Source organism: Allobosea sp. 10L422 (assembly GCF_056395345.1).
Genome location: NZ_JBFTJI010000007.1, coordinates 45,342 through 63,779, shown reverse-complemented (window position 1 = coordinate 63,779; position 18,438 = coordinate 45,342). Strand labels below are relative to the sequence as shown.

Annotated in this window: 18 protein-coding genes; 2 read left to right on the top strand and 16 right to left on the bottom strand. The window is 64.9% G+C overall.

The genetic code is table 11. The features are described from left to right. Window positions 1-213 precede the first annotated feature (213 nt). The 9 genes from AC1DEZ_RS15300 to AC1DEZ_RS15260 all read right to left on the bottom strand — a co-directional run bounded on the left by AC1DEZ_RS15300 (window position 214) and on the right by AC1DEZ_RS15260 (window position 8,566). Window positions 214-1,032 (bottom strand): aspartate dehydrogenase, encoded by an 819-nt coding sequence (locus tag AC1DEZ_RS15300; RefSeq protein WP_441510500.1) that lies wholly within the window; start codon window positions 1,030-1,032, stop codon window positions 214-216. Continuing rightward, a complete protein-coding gene (locus AC1DEZ_RS15295; protein WP_441510499.1) occupies window positions 1,029-2,156 on the bottom strand; it encodes an alpha/beta hydrolase in 1,128 nt (375 codons plus the stop codon). The genes AC1DEZ_RS15300 and AC1DEZ_RS15295 overlap by 4 nt, the downstream gene beginning before the upstream one ends. Then, complete coding sequence (locus tag AC1DEZ_RS15290; protein WP_441510498.1) at window positions 2,143-2,844, bottom strand: ABC transporter ATP-binding protein; 702 nt, start codon at window positions 2,842-2,844, stop codon at window positions 2,143-2,145. The genes AC1DEZ_RS15295 and AC1DEZ_RS15290 overlap by 14 nt, the downstream gene beginning before the upstream one ends. Further along, complete coding sequence (locus AC1DEZ_RS15285) at window positions 2,844-3,596, bottom strand: ABC transporter ATP-binding protein (RefSeq protein WP_476779891.1); 753 nt, start codon at window positions 3,594-3,596, stop codon at window positions 2,844-2,846. The genes AC1DEZ_RS15290 and AC1DEZ_RS15285 overlap by 1 nt, the downstream gene beginning before the upstream one ends. After that, on the bottom strand, window positions 3,593-4,615 hold the full coding sequence (locus AC1DEZ_RS15280; protein WP_476779890.1) for a branched-chain amino acid ABC transporter permease: 1,023 nt from the start codon (window positions 4,613-4,615) through the stop codon (window positions 3,593-3,595). The genes AC1DEZ_RS15285 and AC1DEZ_RS15280 overlap by 4 nt, the downstream gene beginning before the upstream one ends. Beyond that, complete coding sequence (locus AC1DEZ_RS15275) at window positions 4,608-5,522, bottom strand: branched-chain amino acid ABC transporter permease (RefSeq protein ID WP_441510495.1); 915 nt, start codon at window positions 5,520-5,522, stop codon at window positions 4,608-4,610. Before AC1DEZ_RS15275 ends, AC1DEZ_RS15280 begins: the two co-directional genes overlap by 8 nt. 190 nt (window positions 5,523-5,712) lie before the next feature. Next, window positions 5,713-6,876 (bottom strand): ABC transporter substrate-binding protein, encoded by a 1,164-nt coding sequence (locus AC1DEZ_RS15270; protein ID WP_441510714.1) that lies wholly within the window; start codon window positions 6,874-6,876, stop codon window positions 5,713-5,715. A 122-nt stretch (window positions 6,877-6,998) separates the two neighbouring features. Continuing rightward, the gene (locus tag AC1DEZ_RS15265) at window positions 6,999-7,550 is read right to left on the bottom strand and encodes a 3-hydroxyanthranilate 3,4-dioxygenase (RefSeq protein ID WP_441510494.1); all 552 of its coding nucleotides are present in this window, start codon (window positions 7,548-7,550) and stop codon (window positions 6,999-7,001) included. Between the two features lie 35 nt (window positions 7,551-7,585). Then, window positions 7,586-8,566: a dihydrodipicolinate synthase family protein gene (locus AC1DEZ_RS15260; protein WP_441510493.1), complete on the bottom strand. Its 981-nt coding sequence runs from the start codon at window positions 8,564-8,566 to the stop codon at window positions 7,586-7,588. A gap of 222 nt (window positions 8,567-8,788) precedes the next feature. On the opposite strand from AC1DEZ_RS15260, the gene AC1DEZ_RS15255 reads away from it, so the two are divergent. Further along, the gene (locus AC1DEZ_RS15255; protein ID WP_441510492.1) at window positions 8,789-9,697 is read left to right on the top strand and encodes a LysR family transcriptional regulator; all 909 of its coding nucleotides are present in this window, start codon (window positions 8,789-8,791) and stop codon (window positions 9,695-9,697) included. Between the two features lie 369 nt (window positions 9,698-10,066). Here AC1DEZ_RS15255 and AC1DEZ_RS15250 read toward each other — a convergent pair whose 3' ends face one another. The 7 genes from AC1DEZ_RS15250 to AC1DEZ_RS15220 form a co-directional block, all read right to left on the bottom strand. Continuing rightward, window positions 10,067-11,260: a beta-ketoacyl-[acyl-carrier-protein] synthase family protein gene (locus tag AC1DEZ_RS15250; RefSeq protein ID WP_441510491.1), complete on the bottom strand. Its 1,194-nt coding sequence runs from the start codon at window positions 11,258-11,260 to the stop codon at window positions 10,067-10,069. Continuing rightward, complete coding sequence (locus tag AC1DEZ_RS15245; RefSeq protein ID WP_441510490.1) at window positions 11,257-11,556, bottom strand: acyl carrier protein; 300 nt, start codon at window positions 11,554-11,556, stop codon at window positions 11,257-11,259. The genes AC1DEZ_RS15250 and AC1DEZ_RS15245 overlap by 4 nt, the downstream gene beginning before the upstream one ends. Window positions 11,557-11,671: 115 nt before the next feature. Next, a complete protein-coding gene (locus AC1DEZ_RS15240) occupies window positions 11,672-12,667 on the bottom strand; it encodes an alpha/beta fold hydrolase (RefSeq protein ID WP_476779889.1) in 996 nt (331 codons plus the stop codon). A gap of 150 nt (window positions 12,668-12,817) precedes the next feature. Next, the gene (locus tag AC1DEZ_RS15235; protein WP_441510488.1) at window positions 12,818-13,897 is read right to left on the bottom strand and encodes a tetratricopeptide repeat protein; all 1,080 of its coding nucleotides are present in this window, start codon (window positions 13,895-13,897) and stop codon (window positions 12,818-12,820) included. 93 nt (window positions 13,898-13,990) lie between these two features. Continuing rightward, window positions 13,991-14,962, bottom strand: a complete 972-nt coding sequence (locus AC1DEZ_RS15230; protein WP_441510487.1) for a hypothetical protein — start codon at window positions 14,960-14,962, stop codon at window positions 13,991-13,993. 42 nt (window positions 14,963-15,004) lie between these two features. Then, window positions 15,005-15,649, bottom strand: coding sequence for an ABC transporter ATP-binding protein (locus tag AC1DEZ_RS15225; protein ID WP_441510486.1), 645 nt, complete (start codon window positions 15,647-15,649; stop codon window positions 15,005-15,007). A 64-nt stretch (window positions 15,650-15,713) separates the two neighbouring features. Further along, entirely contained in the window at window positions 15,714-16,919 is a 1,206-nt protein-coding gene (locus tag AC1DEZ_RS15220; protein ID WP_441510485.1) for a KpsE/RkpR family capsule polysaccharide export protein, read from the bottom strand. A 239-nt stretch (window positions 16,920-17,158) separates the two neighbouring features. On the opposite strand from AC1DEZ_RS15220, the gene AC1DEZ_RS15215 reads away from it, so the two are divergent. After that, window positions 17,159-18,295: a KpsE/RkpR family capsule polysaccharide export protein gene (locus tag AC1DEZ_RS15215; RefSeq protein ID WP_476779888.1), complete on the top strand. Its 1,137-nt coding sequence runs from the start codon at window positions 17,159-17,161 to the stop codon at window positions 18,293-18,295. Window positions 18,296-18,438 lie beyond the last annotated feature (143 nt).

Here is an 18,438-nt window from a genome sequence, read left to right as displayed (position 1 = left end):
TCCGCCATTCTCAGGGGGACCATAGGGGGCGGCTTATTCTGTGATCCAGTCGGCTAAATCAGATAAATTCAGATCGATCTGGTTATGAATGAGCTGCGCTCGTTGCGTGCGTCATTCTCGGGCGAAGCCAAGCTTCGACCCGAGAATCTCGCGACGGCGGGCTGGCCTCCGAGATGCCCGGGTCAGGCCCGGGCATGACTTGGAGGGCATCGTCTAACGCACCAGCGTCCGCACGCGGTTCTCGATCAGCCTGACCAGTCCGAGCGCCGTCATCTCCGAGGATTTCGGATTCGATGCGAGAGGCCGGTTCTCGATGGCAATATCGAGTTTGCCGAAGGCGCCGCGGGCGCTGAGCTTGTGGCCGTTGCCAGTGGCGGCGGGGTCGGCGACGAGCTCGACGCGCGTTCGATCGAGCCCGATGCCGGCCAGTGCGGAGATCACCGCGACATTGGCGTTCTGCGGGAAGCGTGAGGCGGCCTCGCGGGCCGTGCCGGAGAAGAAGACCTTCGCATCGGCAAGCCCATCGAGCGCGATCAGGCTTTCGGCCGAAGTTCCGCGCCAGGCGGCCGGCGGCTTGACGATGCGATGGACGACCTCGTCGAGCGGGAGCAGGGCCGCGGCCGCGATGCCGTCGATGCCGGCGAGCGCGCCGGGCGGGATCAGGATCTGGCTGCCCCGGTTTTCGGCGGTGACGATCAAGCGATCGAGCAGCGCGTCGTCGCAGAAGGCGCTGGTCGAGGCGACGGCGAATGCCGGGGCGTTTCCGAGCGCTGCTTCGCCCCAGATGCCGACCGCCTCGCGTCCGGCGGCCTCGACGATGAGATCGAGGTCGAGAGCGGCCAGCTCGTCCGGTGTCGTGATCAGTTTGGCACCGGCCGGGATGTCACTGGCCGCAGCGGGGTTACGGACCGCGATGGCCGCAATAGTAATGTCGCCGCCGTCCCGCTGGGCCAGAAGCTCGGCAACGCGGCGATTGATGGCACCCCAGCCGATCAGGGCAAGGCGCAGCGGCTTGGCCGAACGCGTCGTCATGAGCCTTCAGCCGTTCTCAACGCAAGGTCGAGGAGCGTGCCGCCGTTCAGTCCCTCCAGCATGCTGAAATGATGGCCGGGGCAGATCAGGGGCGCCGGCGCTTGCCATGTTGCGGCGAGTGCCGCCGATTGCGCCTTGAAGGCGTCGCTCTCGCCTTCGCCGACCGCGAAAGCGATCCGCGTGGCCTGCGGGCGGGGCTGGGCGATCGGGCTGAGCCGCGTTGCGCGCGCGGCATCGTCGAGGCCGAGCAGGCGGCCGAGCGGCAGGTTGCCGAGCGGGTTGAGGTGGTAGAGGCCGGAGAGCAGCAGGGCAGAGGCGATCGGTGGGGCATCCGGCGCGCAGAGCACCATCGCGGCGAGATGTCCACCGGCGGAATGACCGGAGATGTGCAGGCGCGTCGGTTCGAGGCCGAGCGCATCGGCTTCGCGGACGAGGTAGTTCAGCGCTGCGACGCTCTGGGCGAGACTTGCTTCCAGCGGCGTATCAGGTGCCAAGCCGTAATTGGGCATGGCGACGGCATAGCCGGCATCGAGCAGCGCCTGCGCGAACTGGGCATGCTGGACCTTGTCCGAGGCCTGCCAGTAACCGCCATGGATGAAGACGAAGATCGGAGCGCGCGTCGCCCCGGCCGGGCGGTAAAGGTCGAGCGTCTCAAAGCGGCCGGGGCCATAGGCGAGATCGGCGGCGCCATGGCGGGCGCGGAAGGCCTCGCCGTCGCGGCTCCATTGCCGGAACAGCGCCTTCATGTCGGCTTGCAGGCGCGGGCTGTATTGCCGGCCGAGCTCGCGCAAGCTGTAGTCCTCGACGATGGTCTCGGGCAGCGGCTGCGGCGCGGCGTGGCGGGCGCGGATGGTCAGCCCGGCTTCCGCTCTCGGCTGAAGGCGGATCGGCGGGCGGAAGCCGGCGAAGACCTCGCGGTAGGCCAGTTCGACGCTATGGCGGGAGAGATGGAAGGCCTCGGGCCGGTCTGTCTCCCAGATCATTTCGCGCAGATGATGCGGGCCGCAGCCCGCGGCGATGAGCCCGCCAAGGATGTCGCTCAGTGCATCGCGCAAGGCCTCGACCGGGTCGTTCTCGGCGCTGTGCGCGATGATCTCGATGAGGTCCGTTTCAGACGCCGACATAACGATGCACCAGTTCCGCATTGGCCGCGAGGTCGGCGCTGGAGCCCGACCAGACCGTGCGGCCCTTCTCGATGATGTAGTGCCGGTCGGCGATGCGCTTGAGGACATTGATGTTCTTGTCGATCAGCAGGATCGACTGTCCCTGCGCCTTCAGCGCCTCGATGCAGCCCCAGATCTCGGCGCGGATCACCGGCGCCAAGCCCTCCGTCGCCTCGTCGAGGATGAGGAGCTTCGGGTTGGTCATCAGCGCCCGGCCGACCGCGAGCATCTGCTGCTCGCCGCCGGAGAGGGTGCGGGCCGACTGGCCGGCGCGTTCCTGCAGCCGGGGGAAGAGCGCGTAGACACGGCTTAGCGTCCAGGGCGAGGAACGCTTCAGCCGGTTCGAAGCGGTGGCGACGAGGTTTTCGCGCACGCTCAGCGTCGGGAAGACCTGCCGGCCCTCCGGCACGAGGCCGATGCCGCAGCGGGCGATCTTCTCGGGCGCGATGCCGCGCACGTCCCGGCTCTCGAAGCGGATATCGCCGCCCTTCGGCGCCAGCAGCCCCATGATCGAGCGCACCGTCGTGGTCTTGCCCATGCCGTTGCGGCCGAGCAGGGTCACGACCTCGCCCTCGGCGATATCGAGCGCGACATCGAACAGGACCTGGCTCCTGCCATAGGCCGATTGCAGGTTGCGCACGCTCAGCATCAGGCGTCTCCCTCGCCGAGATAGGCGGTGCGCACCTCCGGATTGTCGCGGATCTGTTCGGCCGTGCCGGTGGCGATGACGCGGCCATAGACCAGCACGGAGATTCGGTCGGCCAGCGCGAAAACCGCCTCCATGTCGTGCTCGACCAGCAGCATGGTGACGCGGCCCTTCAGCGCGGAGAGCATCGCGACCATCTGCTCGCTCTCGGCGTGGCCGAGCCCTGCCATGGGTTCGTCGAGCAGGAGCAGGCGCGGCTCGCAGGCCAACGCGATTGCGAATTCGAGCTGCTTCTGCTCGCCATGAGAGAGATCGGCGACCTTGACCTCGGCGCGGTGGCTGAGGCCCGCCGTGGCGAGATGCTGGCGGGCGCGGCCGCGCAGGCTCTCGTCGCGCCTGGCATTGCCGAAGAAGCGGAAGCTGTGGCCGTCATGGGCCTGCACGGCGAGCGCGACATTGTCGAGCATCGTGAAGTCCGGCAGGAGCTGGTTGATCTGGAAGGTGCGGGCAAGGCCTCGCGCGACGCGCTGCGGCGTCGACAGCGCGCCGATTTCCTCGCCTTCGAGCGTGATCGCGCCCTCGTCATGGGTGAGTTCGCCGAAGAGCTGCGTCAGCAGCGTGGTCTTGCCGGCGCCGTTGGGGCCGATCAGCGCGTGGATCTCGCCGTCGCGTATGTCGAGATCGACGCCATCGGTGGCAATGAGCCCGCCGAAGCGCTTGCGCAGGCCACGGATCGAGAGGAGCGTCGCGGTCATGGCGCGCTCCTGCCGAGGCCGACGCGGCTGATCAGCCCGTTGAGCCCGCCCTGCGTGAAGAGCACCACAAGGAGCAGGATCGGACCCAGAACGAGCTGCCAATGCTCGGTCCAGCCCGTCAGCACGGTCTCGAGGATGACGAGAGCGGCGGCGCCCAGCAGGGGCCCGAGCAGTGTGCCGACGCCGCCGAGGATGACCATGATCATCAGCTCGCCGGATTTGGTCCAGTGCAGCATGTCGGGGCTGACGAAACGCAGATAGTTCGCCATCAGCGCGCCCGCGAGGCCGGCGCCCATGCCGGAAATGACGAAGGCGGCGAGCTTGTAGCGATAGGGCGCGATGCCGATCGCGGCCATGCGCCGCTCGTTCTGGCGGATGCCGGCCAGCACCATGCCGAAGCGCGAGCCGACGATGCGCCAGAGCGCGAGGAAGACCAGCGCCGCGACGACGAGGCAGATGAAGTAGAAGGTCACGTCGTCGCGGGTGTTGAGGTCGAAGAGCGCGTTGCGGCGGCGGATCGTCATGCCGTCATCGCCGCCATAGGCCTTTAGCGAGACGAACAGGAAGAACAGCATCTGCGCGAAGGCGAGCGTGATCATGATGAACTGTACGCCGCTGGTGCGTAAGGACAGCGCGCCGATCACGCAGGCGAAGAGGCCGGCGACGAGGATCGCGGGCGGCAGGGTGAGCAGGAGCTGGTCTGTGCCGGGGATGAAGCCGAGGAAGAGGGCGTCGTCCATCATCGTGCGGTAGAGAATGCCGACGGCATAGCCACCGATGCCGAAGAAGGCGGCGTGGCCGAAGGAGACCATGCCACCGAAGCCGAGCGCGAGATTGAGGCTGGCGGCGGCGATGGCGTAGATCAGGACGCGTGTCGCCAGCGGCACCAGCGCGGGCTGGCCGAGCGCTTTGACGACGAAGGGCAGGGCGATCAGCGCGGCGGCGAGGGCGACCAGCGCGATGATGCGGCCCAGCGCGGGCGTCGCGGCATGTGGGCGGGTGATGGCGTCGTCAGACATGGGCGGGGAACAGTCCCTTGGGCCGCACCAGCAGCACGATCGCCATGAGCAGGTAGATGCCCATCGAGGCGAGGCCGGCGCCGAGCGCATCGGCCTCCGAGCCGGTCATGACATGGCGCAGCAGGCCGGGCATGAAGGCGCGCAGCGAGGTGTCGACGAGGCCGACGATCAGCGCCCCGAAGAAGGCGCCGCGGATCGAGCCGACGCCGCCGATCACCACCACGACGAAGGTCATGATCAGGATCTGCTCGCCCATGCCGACCTGCACGGCGAGGATCGGCCCGGCCATCAACCCGGCAAGGCCGGCGAGCAGGGCTCCGAGCCCGAAGACGGCGGTGTAGAGCAAGCGGATGTCGACGCCGAGCGCGCGCACCATCTCGCGATGGGTCGCACCGGCGCGCACGAGCATGCCGATGCGGGTGCGGTTGATCAGGAGATAGAGGCCGAGCGCCACGAGCAGGCCGACCGCGATGATGGCGAGGCGATAGACCGGGTAGGTCAGGCCGGGCAGGAGTTGGACCGAGCCGTTCAGCGCAGGGGGAATCGAGACGAAGAGCGGCTGGCGTCCGAACAGGATGGTCACGCTCTGGTTGAAGATCAGGATGAGCGCGAAGGTCGCCAGCACCTGATCGAGATGGTCCCGCGCATAGAGCCGGCGCAGCACGACCAGCTCCATCACCATCCCGATGACGGCGGCGGCGGTCAGCCCGGCGATCACCGCGAGCAGGAAGGAGCCGGTCTGGGCGGCGGCGAAGGCGGCGGCATAGGCGCCGACCATGTAGAGCGAGCCATGGGCGAGGTTGATCACGCCCATGATGCCGAAGATCAGCGTCAGCCCGGCCGCGAGCAGGAACAGCATCACGCCGAACTGCAAACCGTTGAGCAATTGTTCGAGAACGAGCGTCATTTTTGTCGGGGCTAGAGTGAGCCGCGTTCGCTTGGGAACACCGGCGTTGTTCCAGTTTCGTCATGCTCGCCCTTGTGGCGAGCATCCACGTTGTGAACAGGGCCTTGACCAGCGAAGACGTGGATGGTCGGGACAAGCCCGACCATGACGGCGCGTCTCGCGAGTGGGTAGAATCCGAGCCTTCTACGGCTCAGAGCTTGCAGTCCTTGGCGTAGACGTCGCTGTGGTTGCTCAGCACCTTGCCGGTCGTCTTAAGCACCGGCGTGCCGTCGGCGGCCTTCTCGACCTTGAGCGAATACCAATCCTGCACCGGGTGCTGGTTGGGGCCGAATTTGAAGGCGCCGCGTACCGACTGGAAATCCGCCTTGGCGAGCGCCTTGCGCAGGGCCGGCACATCGGTCTTTCCGCCGGTCGCCTTCAAGGCCGAGGCGATGGCGAGCGCGGTGTCGTAGCCCTGGCTGGCGTAATAGGTCGGCACGCGGTTATAGGCCTTGGTCCAGGCCTCCATGAACTTCTTGTTGGCCGCGTTGTCGAAGTCGGTGTTCCAGTGGGCGGTGACGCTGAGGCCGAGCGCGGCGTCGCCGACCGCCTTCAGGGTGGTGGCGTCGAGCGAGGGCTCCGCCAGCACCATCGGCACCTTTCCGAGCAGGCCGGCCTGCTGGTACTGGCGCAGGAAGGCGATGCCGAGGCCGCCCGGATGGAACTGGAAGACGACGTCGGGATTGGCCGCGCGGATCTGCGCCATCTCGGGGGCGAAGTCGGTCTGGTCGAGGCGGGTATAGACCTCGCCGGCGATCTCGCCCTTGAACAGGCGCTTGAAACCGGTCAGCGCATCCTTGCCGGCCTGGTAGTTCGGGGCGAGGATGAAGGCCTTCTTGTAGCCGAGATTGGTGGCGTACTGACCGGCGCTCTCATGCAGGCTGTCGTTCTGCCAGGCGACGACGAAATAGTTCTCGTTGCACTCCTTGCCGGCGAAGTTGGACGGCGCGGCATTGGGGCTGACATAGAGCGCGCCGGAATCGACGATATCCGGCACGGTGGCGCCGGCGACGTTCGAGAAGACGATGCCGGTCATGATCTTGATGCCGTCGGTCTTCAGCATCTTCTCGGCGATCTGCTTGCCCTGACCGGGTTTCAGCGCGTCATCCTCGACCACGAGCTCGACCGGCACGCCGCCGAGCTTGCCGCCTTCCATCTCGATGGCGAGCTTGAAGGCGTCGCGGATGTCCTGGCCGAGATAGCCGCCGGGGCCCGAGAGCGTGGTGATCATGCCGATCTTGACCGGCTGCTGGGCCAGCGCCGTGGAGGCCGCCAGCGTGGCCGCGATGCCGAAGAGCAATCCGCGCAGTTTCATCATGGACTCCAGTCGTTCCGTTCTGCCTCTGAAATGGTTCGACGCGGCGTTTCTGCGCCGCCGCGCTTATGCGTATTCCGATGACAAGCGCCGCCCGAGCGAGCGGCGCCTACAGCATGGCATCACAGGCAGACCCAGCCCGCCGGCGGCTCCTTGCCGGGATGCAAGGTGCCGCAATGCGGGCAGGTGCGAGCCTGCTCGTTGCCGTAGAACTCACGGTAGAGCGGCGGCAGGTCGTCGACAATGCTGACGAGGTCGACCTCCACACGATGGACGAGGCCCTGGCATTCGAAGCAGTACCATTCGAAGGCGTCGAGCCAGCCCTCCGGCCGCTTCGGCTCGATGACGAGACCAATCGAGCCCTCCTGAGGGCGTTGCGGCGAGTGGCGCACATGCGGCGGCAGCAGGAAGATGTCGCCCTCGCGGATCGTCACGTCATAGTGCTTCCCGTCATCGACCAGCTTGAGCATCATGTCGCCCTTGAGCTGGTAGAAGAACTCCTCGACGGGATCGTCATGATAGTCGGTGCGGCGGTTGGGGCCGCCGACGACCGTCACCATCAGGTCGGAGTCGGTCCAGATCTGCTGATTGCCGACCGGCGGCTTGAGCAGATGCTTGTGCTCCTCGATCCACTTGTTGAAGTTGAAGGCCTTCAGCCGCCCTTCGGTCGCCATCTCTCCACCTCTCCCGTTCTTGTCTCGGATCTCGTTCAGCCGGCCTTGGCCAGGGGGGCCCGGCCGGGCTTCAGGCCGCAGCTCTCGAAGGCGGTGCGCGTCGCGGCCTTCTCGGCCTCGGTCAGTTCCAGCATCGGCGGCCTGACGCGCCCGCCGACCTGCCCGAGCAGCTCCTGCCAATACTTCTGGTGGGCGTGCGGCTTCTCTGCCGGGCGTGTTCCGCGAAGGGCCTCGCGCACCGGATTCAGGCTGTCGCGGATGGCGCGGGCCTTCTCAGCCTCGCCGCGGAAGGCGAGGTCGGTGTATTCGCGCATGCGCAGATCGTTCGCCGTCTGGATGAGATAGGGCGGCGACGAGCAGAGATAGAGCTGCCAGCCGAGCTCGAGGATGTTGTCGAGCCACTCCTCCTCGGAGGCCGTGCTGACCAGGATGCGGTCGCCGGCAAGGCGGGTGAGCTCGGCATACATCGGGCGTGGCACGCTGTACTTGATCGCAACCACGTTCTCGATATCCGCTAAGCGGTTGCAGAGTTGTGGGCTCATCAGATAGCCGGAATCCGGGTGGCTCCAGAGCGCGATGCCGATATCGACCTTCTCGGCGATGGTCCGGTAATATTCGTAGAGCGTCTCGTCCTGCGCCTTGAAGAAATGCAGGATCGGCGCGTGCACCACGATGTAGTCGGCGCCGACCTTCTGGGCATGGCGGGCGAGGTCGATCACCACATCCATGTTCTGGTCGGAGCAGGACATGATCGTCTGGCCGCGCCCGGCGGAAGCCTCGACGGCCAGCTCGAAGCTGCGCTTGCGTTCCTCGATCGACATCGAGAAGAACTCGCCCTGCTTGCCGGCGATGAACAGCCCGTCGATCCTGAGGTCGTCGAGCCAGTGGCGGATGTTCTGGCGGAAACCGTCCTCGTCGATGGCGAGGGTATCGGTGAAGGGCGTGAGCGCGGCCGCCCAGATGCCTTTCATATGGGCGCGGGCATAGGCCTTGGCGTCCTTCTTGGCGTATTTCATGGAAGACTCACCCTCGCATTCCCGCACGGTCCGGGCTGGGCGGGCGGCGATGGCGAGGGCCGGCCTTGAGCCGCTCATCCGCCGCCGCCTTTCCGCGTCCCCGCCAGGCGTCGCCCCGGATCCGATTGGGGCGATGAGGAATGATGGCATGACAGGCGGGGTATACGGCAACTCGTAACATTCGTATGAATTCGGAAGCTCTCCTTATAAATCGGGAAATCCATGGCGATCACGCTGCGCCAGATCCAGGCCTTCCTCGCGGTGACCGAGCAGGGCACGTTCACCAAGGCGGCAGAGCGGCTGCATATGGCGCAGCCGGCGCTCTCGCAATTGGTGCGAGAGCTGGAGCGCGAGCTCGGCATCCGGGTGCTCGACCGCACGACGCGCCGCGTCGAGCTGACCGAGGGCGGGCGCGAGTTCCACGGCGCGGCGCTGAAGATCGCGCAGGATCTGGACACGGCGGTGCAGAACGCCAACGGGCTGGCGGAGCGGCGGCGCGGGCGCATCGTGGTGGCGGTGCCACCGCTGCTCGCGGCCGTGATCATGCCGCCGACCATCGCCGCGCTGCGCGAGAAGCACCCCGGTCTCCAGGTCGCGATTATCGATGCGCGCAACGATCTCGTCGTCGAAGCCGTCCGCTTCGGCCGGGCCGATTGCGGGGTCGGAACCTTCTCGGCGCTGGAGGACAATATCGAGCGCACGCCGCTCGCCCGCGACAGCCTGATGCTGTTCTGCGCGCGGGGCAGCCGATTCGGGGAGCGGGAGAGCGTGCTCTGGCGCGATCTTGCGGAAGAGGAACTGATCACGCTGACTCGCGACAGCGGCATCCGCCTGCTGGTCGAGGTCGGTTATGAAAGCGCCGAGATCACGTTGCGGCCGGCCTATGAGGTGGCGCAGATCACGACGGCGCTGGCGCTAGTCGAGGCGGGGCTCGGCATTGCGGTGCTGCCGACCTATGCACGTGCCGTCGCGCCTTCGGGGGTGGTCGCTCGCCCTCTGGCAGAACCTTCGATCGCGCGCGACATCGTCATGATCCGGCCGAGCGGCCGTTCGGTCTCGCCGGCGCTCTCGGCCTTCGAGACCTTGCTGCGCCGATTCGTGCGCCAACTTGCGCCGAGCGAGGAGAACTGAAGCCGACGGTTAAGGCGGGCTCCATCACGACCGCAAATTGCGAAGAGCCCTTGCCACGAGCTCTTCGCGACCGGATGGGCGCGAACGCGTTTCCTGAACCGACCGAAGCGGACCTCGCCAAGCTGTCGCCGCTTAAGCTGGCGGAAGTCGCCGCAGAGCGCGGTCTCGATCCCATCTGGGCGGGCAGTCAGCAGTAACGAGTATGACCTATTGGCCAGACATTGGCCCGGGGGCTCATTGCGGCAGCGCCGCAGGCTGGTCGACACCTTGCTGGCGGCTCGCGATGCTGGCGCGACCCGCCACTAATGCACAAGGACCGGACCCTCGTTCTTCCACCGATCGGTGGCTGATTGCGATCTGCAATGACAATTAGCCCAACGACCTGAAAACAAGTGCTGCGTTCAGCCCGCCAAATGCGAACGAGTTTGACATGGCAACCGGGATTGCCATCGCCCTCCCTTCATTGGGCACGCAATCGAAATCGCATTCCGGGTCCGGGGCGTCGAAATTTGCGGTCGGAGGGGCCCAACCATTCTCGATGGCCATGATTGTGGCGATAGCCTCGAGCGCACCCGCGGCACCGAGCGCATGCCCGGTAACGCCCTTCGTCGAGGAAATCGGCGGGAGAGGCCGATCGCCGAACAGATGCTTCAAGGCCTGCGTCTCTGTGCGATCGTTGGCACGGGTCCCGGTTCCGTGGGCATTGATGTAGGCCAGATCACTAGCGACCATCCCCGCGTCGGCGAGGGCAAGCTTCATTGCCGCCGTCATGCCAGCAGCGTCGGGCGAGACGATGTCCCTCGCATCGGCGTTGAAACCGAAGCCCGCCGCCTCGATCGTGGGGCTCAGGCCGCGGCTGCGCGCGTGTGCCTCGGTCTCCAGCACGATGACGCCCGCGCCTTCAGCAAGCTGCAGTCCGTTGCGCCCCGCTGCGAATGGCCGGCAGAGGGAGCGCGACATGATCTTCATGGAGTCCCAGGCGAGCAGCGTGCCGGCCGAAAGCGCAGCCTCTGTACCCCCCGCGATAATAATGTCGGCGAGCCCGGCACGCAGGAATTGCATGGCGATGCCGATGGCATGGCTGGAGGATGCGCAGGCGCTCGACGTCACGAAACAAGGGCCGGTTGCACCCGACGCGATCGAAACCCAGCTTGCGGAGGAACTCGCCATCACCTTGGGAACCGTCATCGGGGGAGGACGCTTGTTCTGCTGGTAGAGTCGGGAATACTGTTCATCGACGCTGCACTGTCCGCCGGCGGCGTTGCCAAGGATAACGCCGACGCGTTCGGGGCGCGGCAGGCCATGCTCAAGGCCAGCGGCCGCCAGCGCCCTGCGGGCTGCCGCGACAGCAAACAGCGCATTGCGGTCGCAGGTTGAGGGCGAAATGGGCAGTCCTTCCATGAAGTCTTGGTTCAAGACCTCAGACACACGAATGCCCTTGCCAGGCAAGGCAGATGCCCCGCTGAAGCTTCCCCGCCCCGTCAGCAGAGCCTGCCAAAAGCTTTCCGTGTCACAGCCGCCCGGGGAAACGACGCCGAGGCCGGAAACGACAACCCGCGTCATGCCGCGTGCTTTTGGGCAATAAGTTTGCCGATCTCATCGCAGAGTTCGGCGATCGTTTTCACATCGTTGATGCTGTTATTGGCGTTATAGTCGATATCGATGCTGAACCGGTCTTCGATCTTGAAAATCAGTTCGACCAGATCGAACGAGTCAAAGGCGGTATCTTCGAGAAGCGTCTCAGGCCCCCAAACAATGGCAGCGAGCTTAGGGCGATCGCGCGACGCGTTCTCCTGAATGACCTGCTGAAACAGCTCGATGAGAAGATCGGTCGTTATCGTCGGTGCCTCGCGTGTCATGCCGAGCGCTTTCCCATTCGAATCTGCCTGTCACACATCTGCCGGAGTGCAAGAAGGCCGTAAACAATTTGTCGGTTCAATGCATACGGTCGCGTGTCGTGCAAATTCGTGGAGATCATGGTTGCCCGATGAGGTCCGTGATGGTCCTCGCAATCATTTTTGGCACAGCATGGTGTGGCATATGGCCAACTCCGGGCAAGACCATCACCCGGGCCATCGCGGCCTCGCGCACCAACGCCAATGAGTGACGCTCCGGTGAAACGAAAGCGTCGCGATCGCCGGTGATCGCGAGAATCGGAACCCGCAGCTCTCGGTTACGCAAGGTTTGCGATTTGAGAAAATCATCTGCCGCGACAATGTCCTGAAGATTGCTGCGAAAGGTCTTCTCTCGGTACAGCAGCGGCAGCTCGCTCTCCTTCATATAATTGGGCGGGACGGTTCGCGGCGAGAAGGCGAGAGTCACGCCGTTCGGGAGCAAAAACCTCGCCAAGGGGATGCCTATCAGGCGATTGAAGATCGGTCCGAGCGTCGGCGCGGTCGACAGGGGATGGTAGCGCAGGGCGTTCCCCAGCCAGGGATGCGTGACTGCGCTGAGCAGGACGAGGCCATGGAGCCTTTCTGGCCGCTCGAGCGCGATATGGGCTGCGAGCGGCCCGCCAAGCGAGTGGGCGACGAGCACCAGCCGCTCCGGGGCGATCCTGTCCACCAATCCCATCAGCATCTTGGCCTGGTTTCCGGGATCGGCCATGTCCCAGTCCCCCGGCCGATCACTCCAACCCTGGCCGGGCCGGTCTATGGCGATAACACGATAGTCGCGAAGATGAGGGCCGAGCGCCGCGAGAAGGTCGGCCTGGCCTGCCCAAGCTCCGTGCACGAGAATAATCGTGCCTTTCGATGGCTGCGGAGGCTTGACTTCGCGGTAGTGCAGGGTGGCGCCGGCGACGTTCGCGAAAGTGCCGCGCGGCGGGTAATCTTGAGCGGCTTGAAACCCCAGCCACTCGCTGTATGCGGCTAAGGCAAGCAGGACCGCGACAAGCCCGACTAGGCTGGTACGGAACCATCGAGGCGATCTGCTTTTTCGAGCAGGCTTGAGGCTGCTGCTTCCTGTCAAATCCGCCTCATGAATCCCGGTAAAGCGAGTGCTCGTATGAAGTGCAGACGCCGCGTTCGATCCTGATACAGGTCATTTCCGCAACGCGCACGAGACCCAACTGCCCGCGTGTGTGTCGCGCTCTTCCTCGTGGGGGAGGAGACCAGCGTTTCATCGCATTCGAGAGAAAATGCTCTGACGGGCCAGCGCTACGCGCCGCAGAACGCGGGTGAACCAGATCATGCTCGCGACCTTGCGCCGATGCCGGTCCGGCATCGGCTTGCCCGAGAGTGGGAGCAGGGTGCGCAGGGCGCCATCGTAATCGCGGACCCGGCGCTGCGCGGCAGCGAAGCTCAGCTGGATCGCGCTTGCCTCCGGCGCGAGCGCGGCCGAGCGGCGATGGGCGGCGACGGCCTCGGCATGCCGTCCGAGGCGCGACAGGAGATAGCCGAGATAGTGCCAGGCGAGTTCGGACTGCGGCGCCATCAGCGTTGCCTTGTGGGCCAAGGCCAGTGCCCATTGCTGCTTGCCTCTTCCGATCGCCGCATAGGAGAGCGTCATCAGATAGTGCAGCGAGCGTTTCCGCCGTGCGCGGGCGAGCTGGCGGACGGCTGCCAGATCAACCGTGCCGCTCGCGACCGACAGGACGAACTCAGTCAGGAGCCCGCACTCGGACAAGAAGGACGCGCTGGCATGGCCGGCATGGGGCAGGGCAAGTCTGTCGACCTGCATTTCGCTTGCGATGCGTTCCAAATGCAGCCGTTCCGCGCGCATGACGGGATCGTAGGCGACGATAGCCGGCACGTCCGAGGGCAGCGGGCCGGACAGCTCGGGCCGCCATTTTTCGCGGCGGTGCTTGCGCCAACGCTTCTCAAAGGGCGCTTTTCGGGGATCGCGGCTGTATTGCGGTGAGAGCACCAGCGCTGTTGCCGCGCCGAGGCGGTCGGCAAAACGCAGCGCGGCGTAGCCGCCCATGCTGGAGCCGTAGCTAACGACCCGCGCGTAGCCTTCGGCCGCAGCGCGCGCCGCGGCAATCGCCTCGCGCCAATCGGGCTCGTGATACCAGCGATTGCGGCCATTCACGACATGAACCGCCGAGACTTGGTGGTCCGCGAAGAAACCCTCGCCGAATGCCGGGCGATCGAGGTTTGCCGTATCGGTATAGGAATCGAAGGTCACGACACAGCAGGTGCCGCCTCGATGCGCGACCTTCACGAGCAGGTGCGGCGAGCGGTAGACGACGTCAGCCAAGGCCGGCCTTCGCGGGGCGAAGCGGGGGAGCGAAGGGCCCGAGGTCGATCCGATCGTGATGCATGGTCCCTTCTTTCGGAGCGTTGCCGGCGCTCACGAAGCCTGCTGCGCATGGCCGAGATGGCTGAGTTCCACCTGGCCGAGCGCAATGCGTCCTTCGATGGCGCCTTCCTCGGTCCGGACATGGAACTCCACCGGATTTTCCGGCTCGCTGACGAGGAAGCTGAACTGGGCCGCGAAAATGCCTTCCTGCCGTGGCCGCAGCCGTGCCTCGCCCAGCAAGCCCGGTCCAAAGGCTGCCATTTTGAGCGGCAACCCGACAGCTTCCTTGGTGAAGCCGAGCGTCAGCTTGGCTCGCCAGCGCCCTTCGGCGAGATGAAAGTACGGCCCATAGTACAAGACACGCGACCCGCCCGTGGCATCCATGACGAGCGGGGCCTCTTCGTTCGGGCGATCCCCTGAAAAGAAGACGCGATGGGGCCAGATCGATCTGAGCGGGACGCCAGCGTCGCGCAGATGCGCGATGCCGTTCTCGAGGACGAGCGTGACGATGCCTTCTTCCGCTTCCGTGAAGGTGGATGCCGTCTGCTGAGGCATCGGTCCGACGGACGCCAGTACCGCGTCGACGGCATCGGCCGCGATACCGCAGCCGATATGGTGCGCGATGGCTTGGATCATGATCCCTTCCGATGGCGCAGTGGTCGCATCGAGAAGCAGGGCCCGTTTTTGCGGCCGGCAATCTCCAATCAATGCGACGCTCGCGCCGATCGTCCGCACAGCCTCGATCAGCCCCGGCTGGAACTGGCGCTGGTGGGCGACTGCGTCGATGCCGGTTGTGGTGAAGACGATCATGGGAGCCTGATGCATCGGCAATGCCTGCCGCAAGGACCGCGACGGAAATTGCGAGCAGATGAGCAACGGCGTGGCGTTATCGGGATCAAAAGAGTCAGCCCGATCGATCCAGCGCATCTGCAGATCAGGATGGGCAGATTGCGCGAGAGAGCGGACCACCTCAACCCCCCAAGAGGCAAAGGCGCTTGGTATGCCTAGGACGACGATCAACATGCCGGAAAGATCACTACACGACAGAACGCCGCCCTGCCTCGCTCACAATGTCGCATAAATCGAGCACGCCAGATCAAGATCATAGAAAACGCGCCCGCGGCCTTGCTTGAGGACCAAAGCCGAGCTGCAGAATTCCTTGGCGAACTCCATCGAATGGATCGCCATCAGCATCGCCCGGTCCTTGCGCTTGACCAGAAGCTCGTCATGGCAACGCTGCTGGAAGCGCCTGTCGCCAACCAGGATGACCTCGTCGATGAGGTAGCATTCGAAGTCGATTGCCAGGGACAGCGCGAAGGCCAGGCGCGCGCGCATGCCGTCCGAATAGAAGCGAACCTGGGTGAAGAGCTGGCTCCCCAACTCGGTGAAATCCGCAACATACTCGACGGTCTCTTTGAGCGGCGCGCCGTAAAGCGTCGAGATGAACCGGCACGTGTCGTAGCCGGTCATCTGCCCTTCGAAGCCACCGCCGAGAGCCAGGGGCCAGGACATGTTCAGGCCTCGATGGACCTTCCCATAGGTCGGCCGCTCCACACCGGCCAGGATTTTGATTAGCGTCGATTTTCCAGCGCCGTTGCGGCCGAGAATGGCCATGCGCTCACCGATGCCGATGCTGAACGAGATCCCGTCCAGGACACGGCGTGGGCCATGTTCAGTATGGAATTCCTTGATCACATCGTCGGCGCGCACGGCGCGCTCCGGTCGGGCGGCTGAGACGTCGGGCCGAGCCTGGCCTGCGTGAAAAGCGTTCATGTCAGGGCTCATGCCCGCGGATGTTTTCGATCAGCGAACGGCAGATCGAGTATACCGAAAAGCTCAACGCCACGACGATGCCGATCCAGAGCAGGCGCTTCGGCTGGCTCGGGTAGTCGGCTGCATGCGGTTCGACGACGCGCTCGAGGTAAAGCTGCTGCCGCTGGGACTCGATGCGCGCATTCTCAAGGGAAGCAAGGGCCGAGGCGAGCGCCCGGTCGGCAAACTCGCGCTCCAAAACGAGGCGCTCGTAATCAGCGATAACGGGCGCCAGCGCCTGTGCCGAACCGCCGATCTGGCGTTTCTCTTCGACAATTTGCTGCTCGACTGACTGTATTCGGTTGCGCAGATTCGTAACCTGCGGTCCCTGCGGCGAATTCCGCAGCGCCTCGGCGAGTTGAGCGTTGGCCTGCGCGGCTTCGAAAGATAGTTTGCCGATCGTTTCCAGCAGGTTTTGCGAGGATTTGGCGGGATCGACCGTGCCGGCACGGGTCCGGAAGACTGTGAGCTCCTCCCGCCGTTGGAACGCGCGCGACTTCGCGGACTCGACTTCGGCTTCCGCCGCCCGGATGGTGTCGCGGCGGGCGCGTTCGTTCAGTCGATTGATCAGAGCCTCGGAGCCCTCAAGCAGGGTTTGGGCGATCTTGACCGAATCCTCCGGTCGGAAGCTCTGCACCGTGAGCGTACTTATGCCAGTCCCGCTGTCCTGCTTGATCGAAACGAAGTCGAGATAGCGATCGAACAGCTTTTCGCGCAGATCTTTTGAGAACCAGCCGGGGAAGCGCCAGACGGGATCGCTCTCGGGCCGCGACAGAATGGCCCGCAGGTCAGCCTCTCGCACGAGCAACTCTACGGCATCGCGCGAGCGGACGAACTGGTGGACGGCACTGGCCTCGTCCGAAGCGCGCTCGGTTCCGGTGGTCGTCGGGATCGCGCTCGTGAGCTGGTCGATCCCGGTTCGGCTGGGGCTTCGAACGACGAATTGCGCCTCCGATGTGTATCGGTCGGCGGCAACCAGCCCATAGTACAGCACGGCCACGACACTGGGCAGAACGAAGGTGATGAGGAGCAGGGCGTGGCGGCGCAGCCAGATCAGCCAATCGGGATGATTGCTTGCGACAGGCACGTGCAGATCGAGCTCCTCCGCCCGAAGCGGTACGAGTTCGACATACTCCGTGACCTGATCCGGCGTGACGCCTTGTGACATCGTCTTCTGATCTCTGTGCGAAGAATGCTAGATAGCAGGCGGACTTCTGGATAGGAATGCCGAACTGATGCTTTCGGCCGCAGTATTGTGCGGCTTTGCCAAGGCGATACGATGTCGAGATGAGGCAACGCTTCGAGAAGATCTCCCGGCGGCTGCGGCCGATCGCGCATGCGGCGCGACCGCTCGCGGCCAAGCGATTCGGCCTGCCCATGTCAGGCGCAGCGGACGGGAATGGCGCGGTGGCCGGCGCACGGATACGCCGTTATCCCGCCGCGCCGCGCCTGAGCTGGAGCAAAGTCGCGTTCCTGCTCGTCGTGGTGCTGCCGACGGCGATTTCAGCGCTCTATTTCGGCCTTGTCGCCTCCGATCGATTTATGTCTGAGTCCACTTTCGTCGTTCGCTCTGCGAAGTCACCCCTGTCTGGGGGGCTCGGGGGCTTGCTGCAGATCGTCGGTATTTCGCGCTCGCAGGACGACAGCTATTCCGTGCAGGAGTATCTGCTGTCGCGCGATGCGGTCACTGCGCTGTCGCAGCGCTTGCCACTGCGCGAGATGTTCAATCGCTCAGGCGCGGATTTCATCGCTCGCTATCCGAACCCGATTTATGGTTCGACCGAGGAAGAGCTTTATCAATATTACAAGTCGCGCGTCAGCGTCGTTCACGGTGCGTCCACCGGCCTGACGACGTTGAAGGTTGATACCTTCCGGCCGGAGGACGCCCTCGCGATCAACCGAAACCTGCTCGAGCTGGGTGAGACGCTGGTGAATCGCATGAACGAACGGATTCGCGCCGACGCCATCCGCTTCGCCGAGGCAGAAGTGAAACGTGGCGAAGAGCGGCTGGTCGAGACCCAGATCGCGATCACCGAATTCCGAAACCGCGAATTGATGCTCGATCCGTCGAAGAGTTCGTTGATCGTGGCGGAACTTATCGGGCGCCTCTCCGCCGAACTTGCGGTCGTGACGGCGCAGCTTCGGGAGGTTCAGGCCTCCTCGCCGAGCTCCCCGCAGATTCCCGGTTTGCAGCGACGCATCGCGGCTCTCGAAGGCCAGATCACCCTTGAGCGTCAGCGGGTCTCGAATGCTTCCGACGGCTTGGCCGAAAAGATCGCTGGTTATGAGCGGCTGACCCTGCAGCGTGAATTCGCCGTCAAGGCCTTGGCCTCCGCCGTCACCGGTCTGGAGGTGGCTCGCAATGAAGCGCGTCGCCAGCAGCTCTATCTCGAACGCGTGGTGGAACCGCATGTCGCTGACTATGCCGAGCAGCCTCGGCGTTTGCGCAGCGTGCTCCTGGCCTTTGCCGGTAGCCTGATGCTCTTCTTCGTCGGATGGCTCCTCCTCGCCGGCGTGCGCGAGCATAGCATCAAGGTTAAGTGACGCCGTTAGAAGGCCTTTAGCGGCGGGAACGTTTGGGCAGGAGCGGAATCGCCAAGTGGCTCCGCTCAGGCTGAAAGTGTATCCGTTCAATGGGGGGCGAGGCAATTCTGCTCGGGCAATTCGAGGTCCCAGCCCAGGTTCAC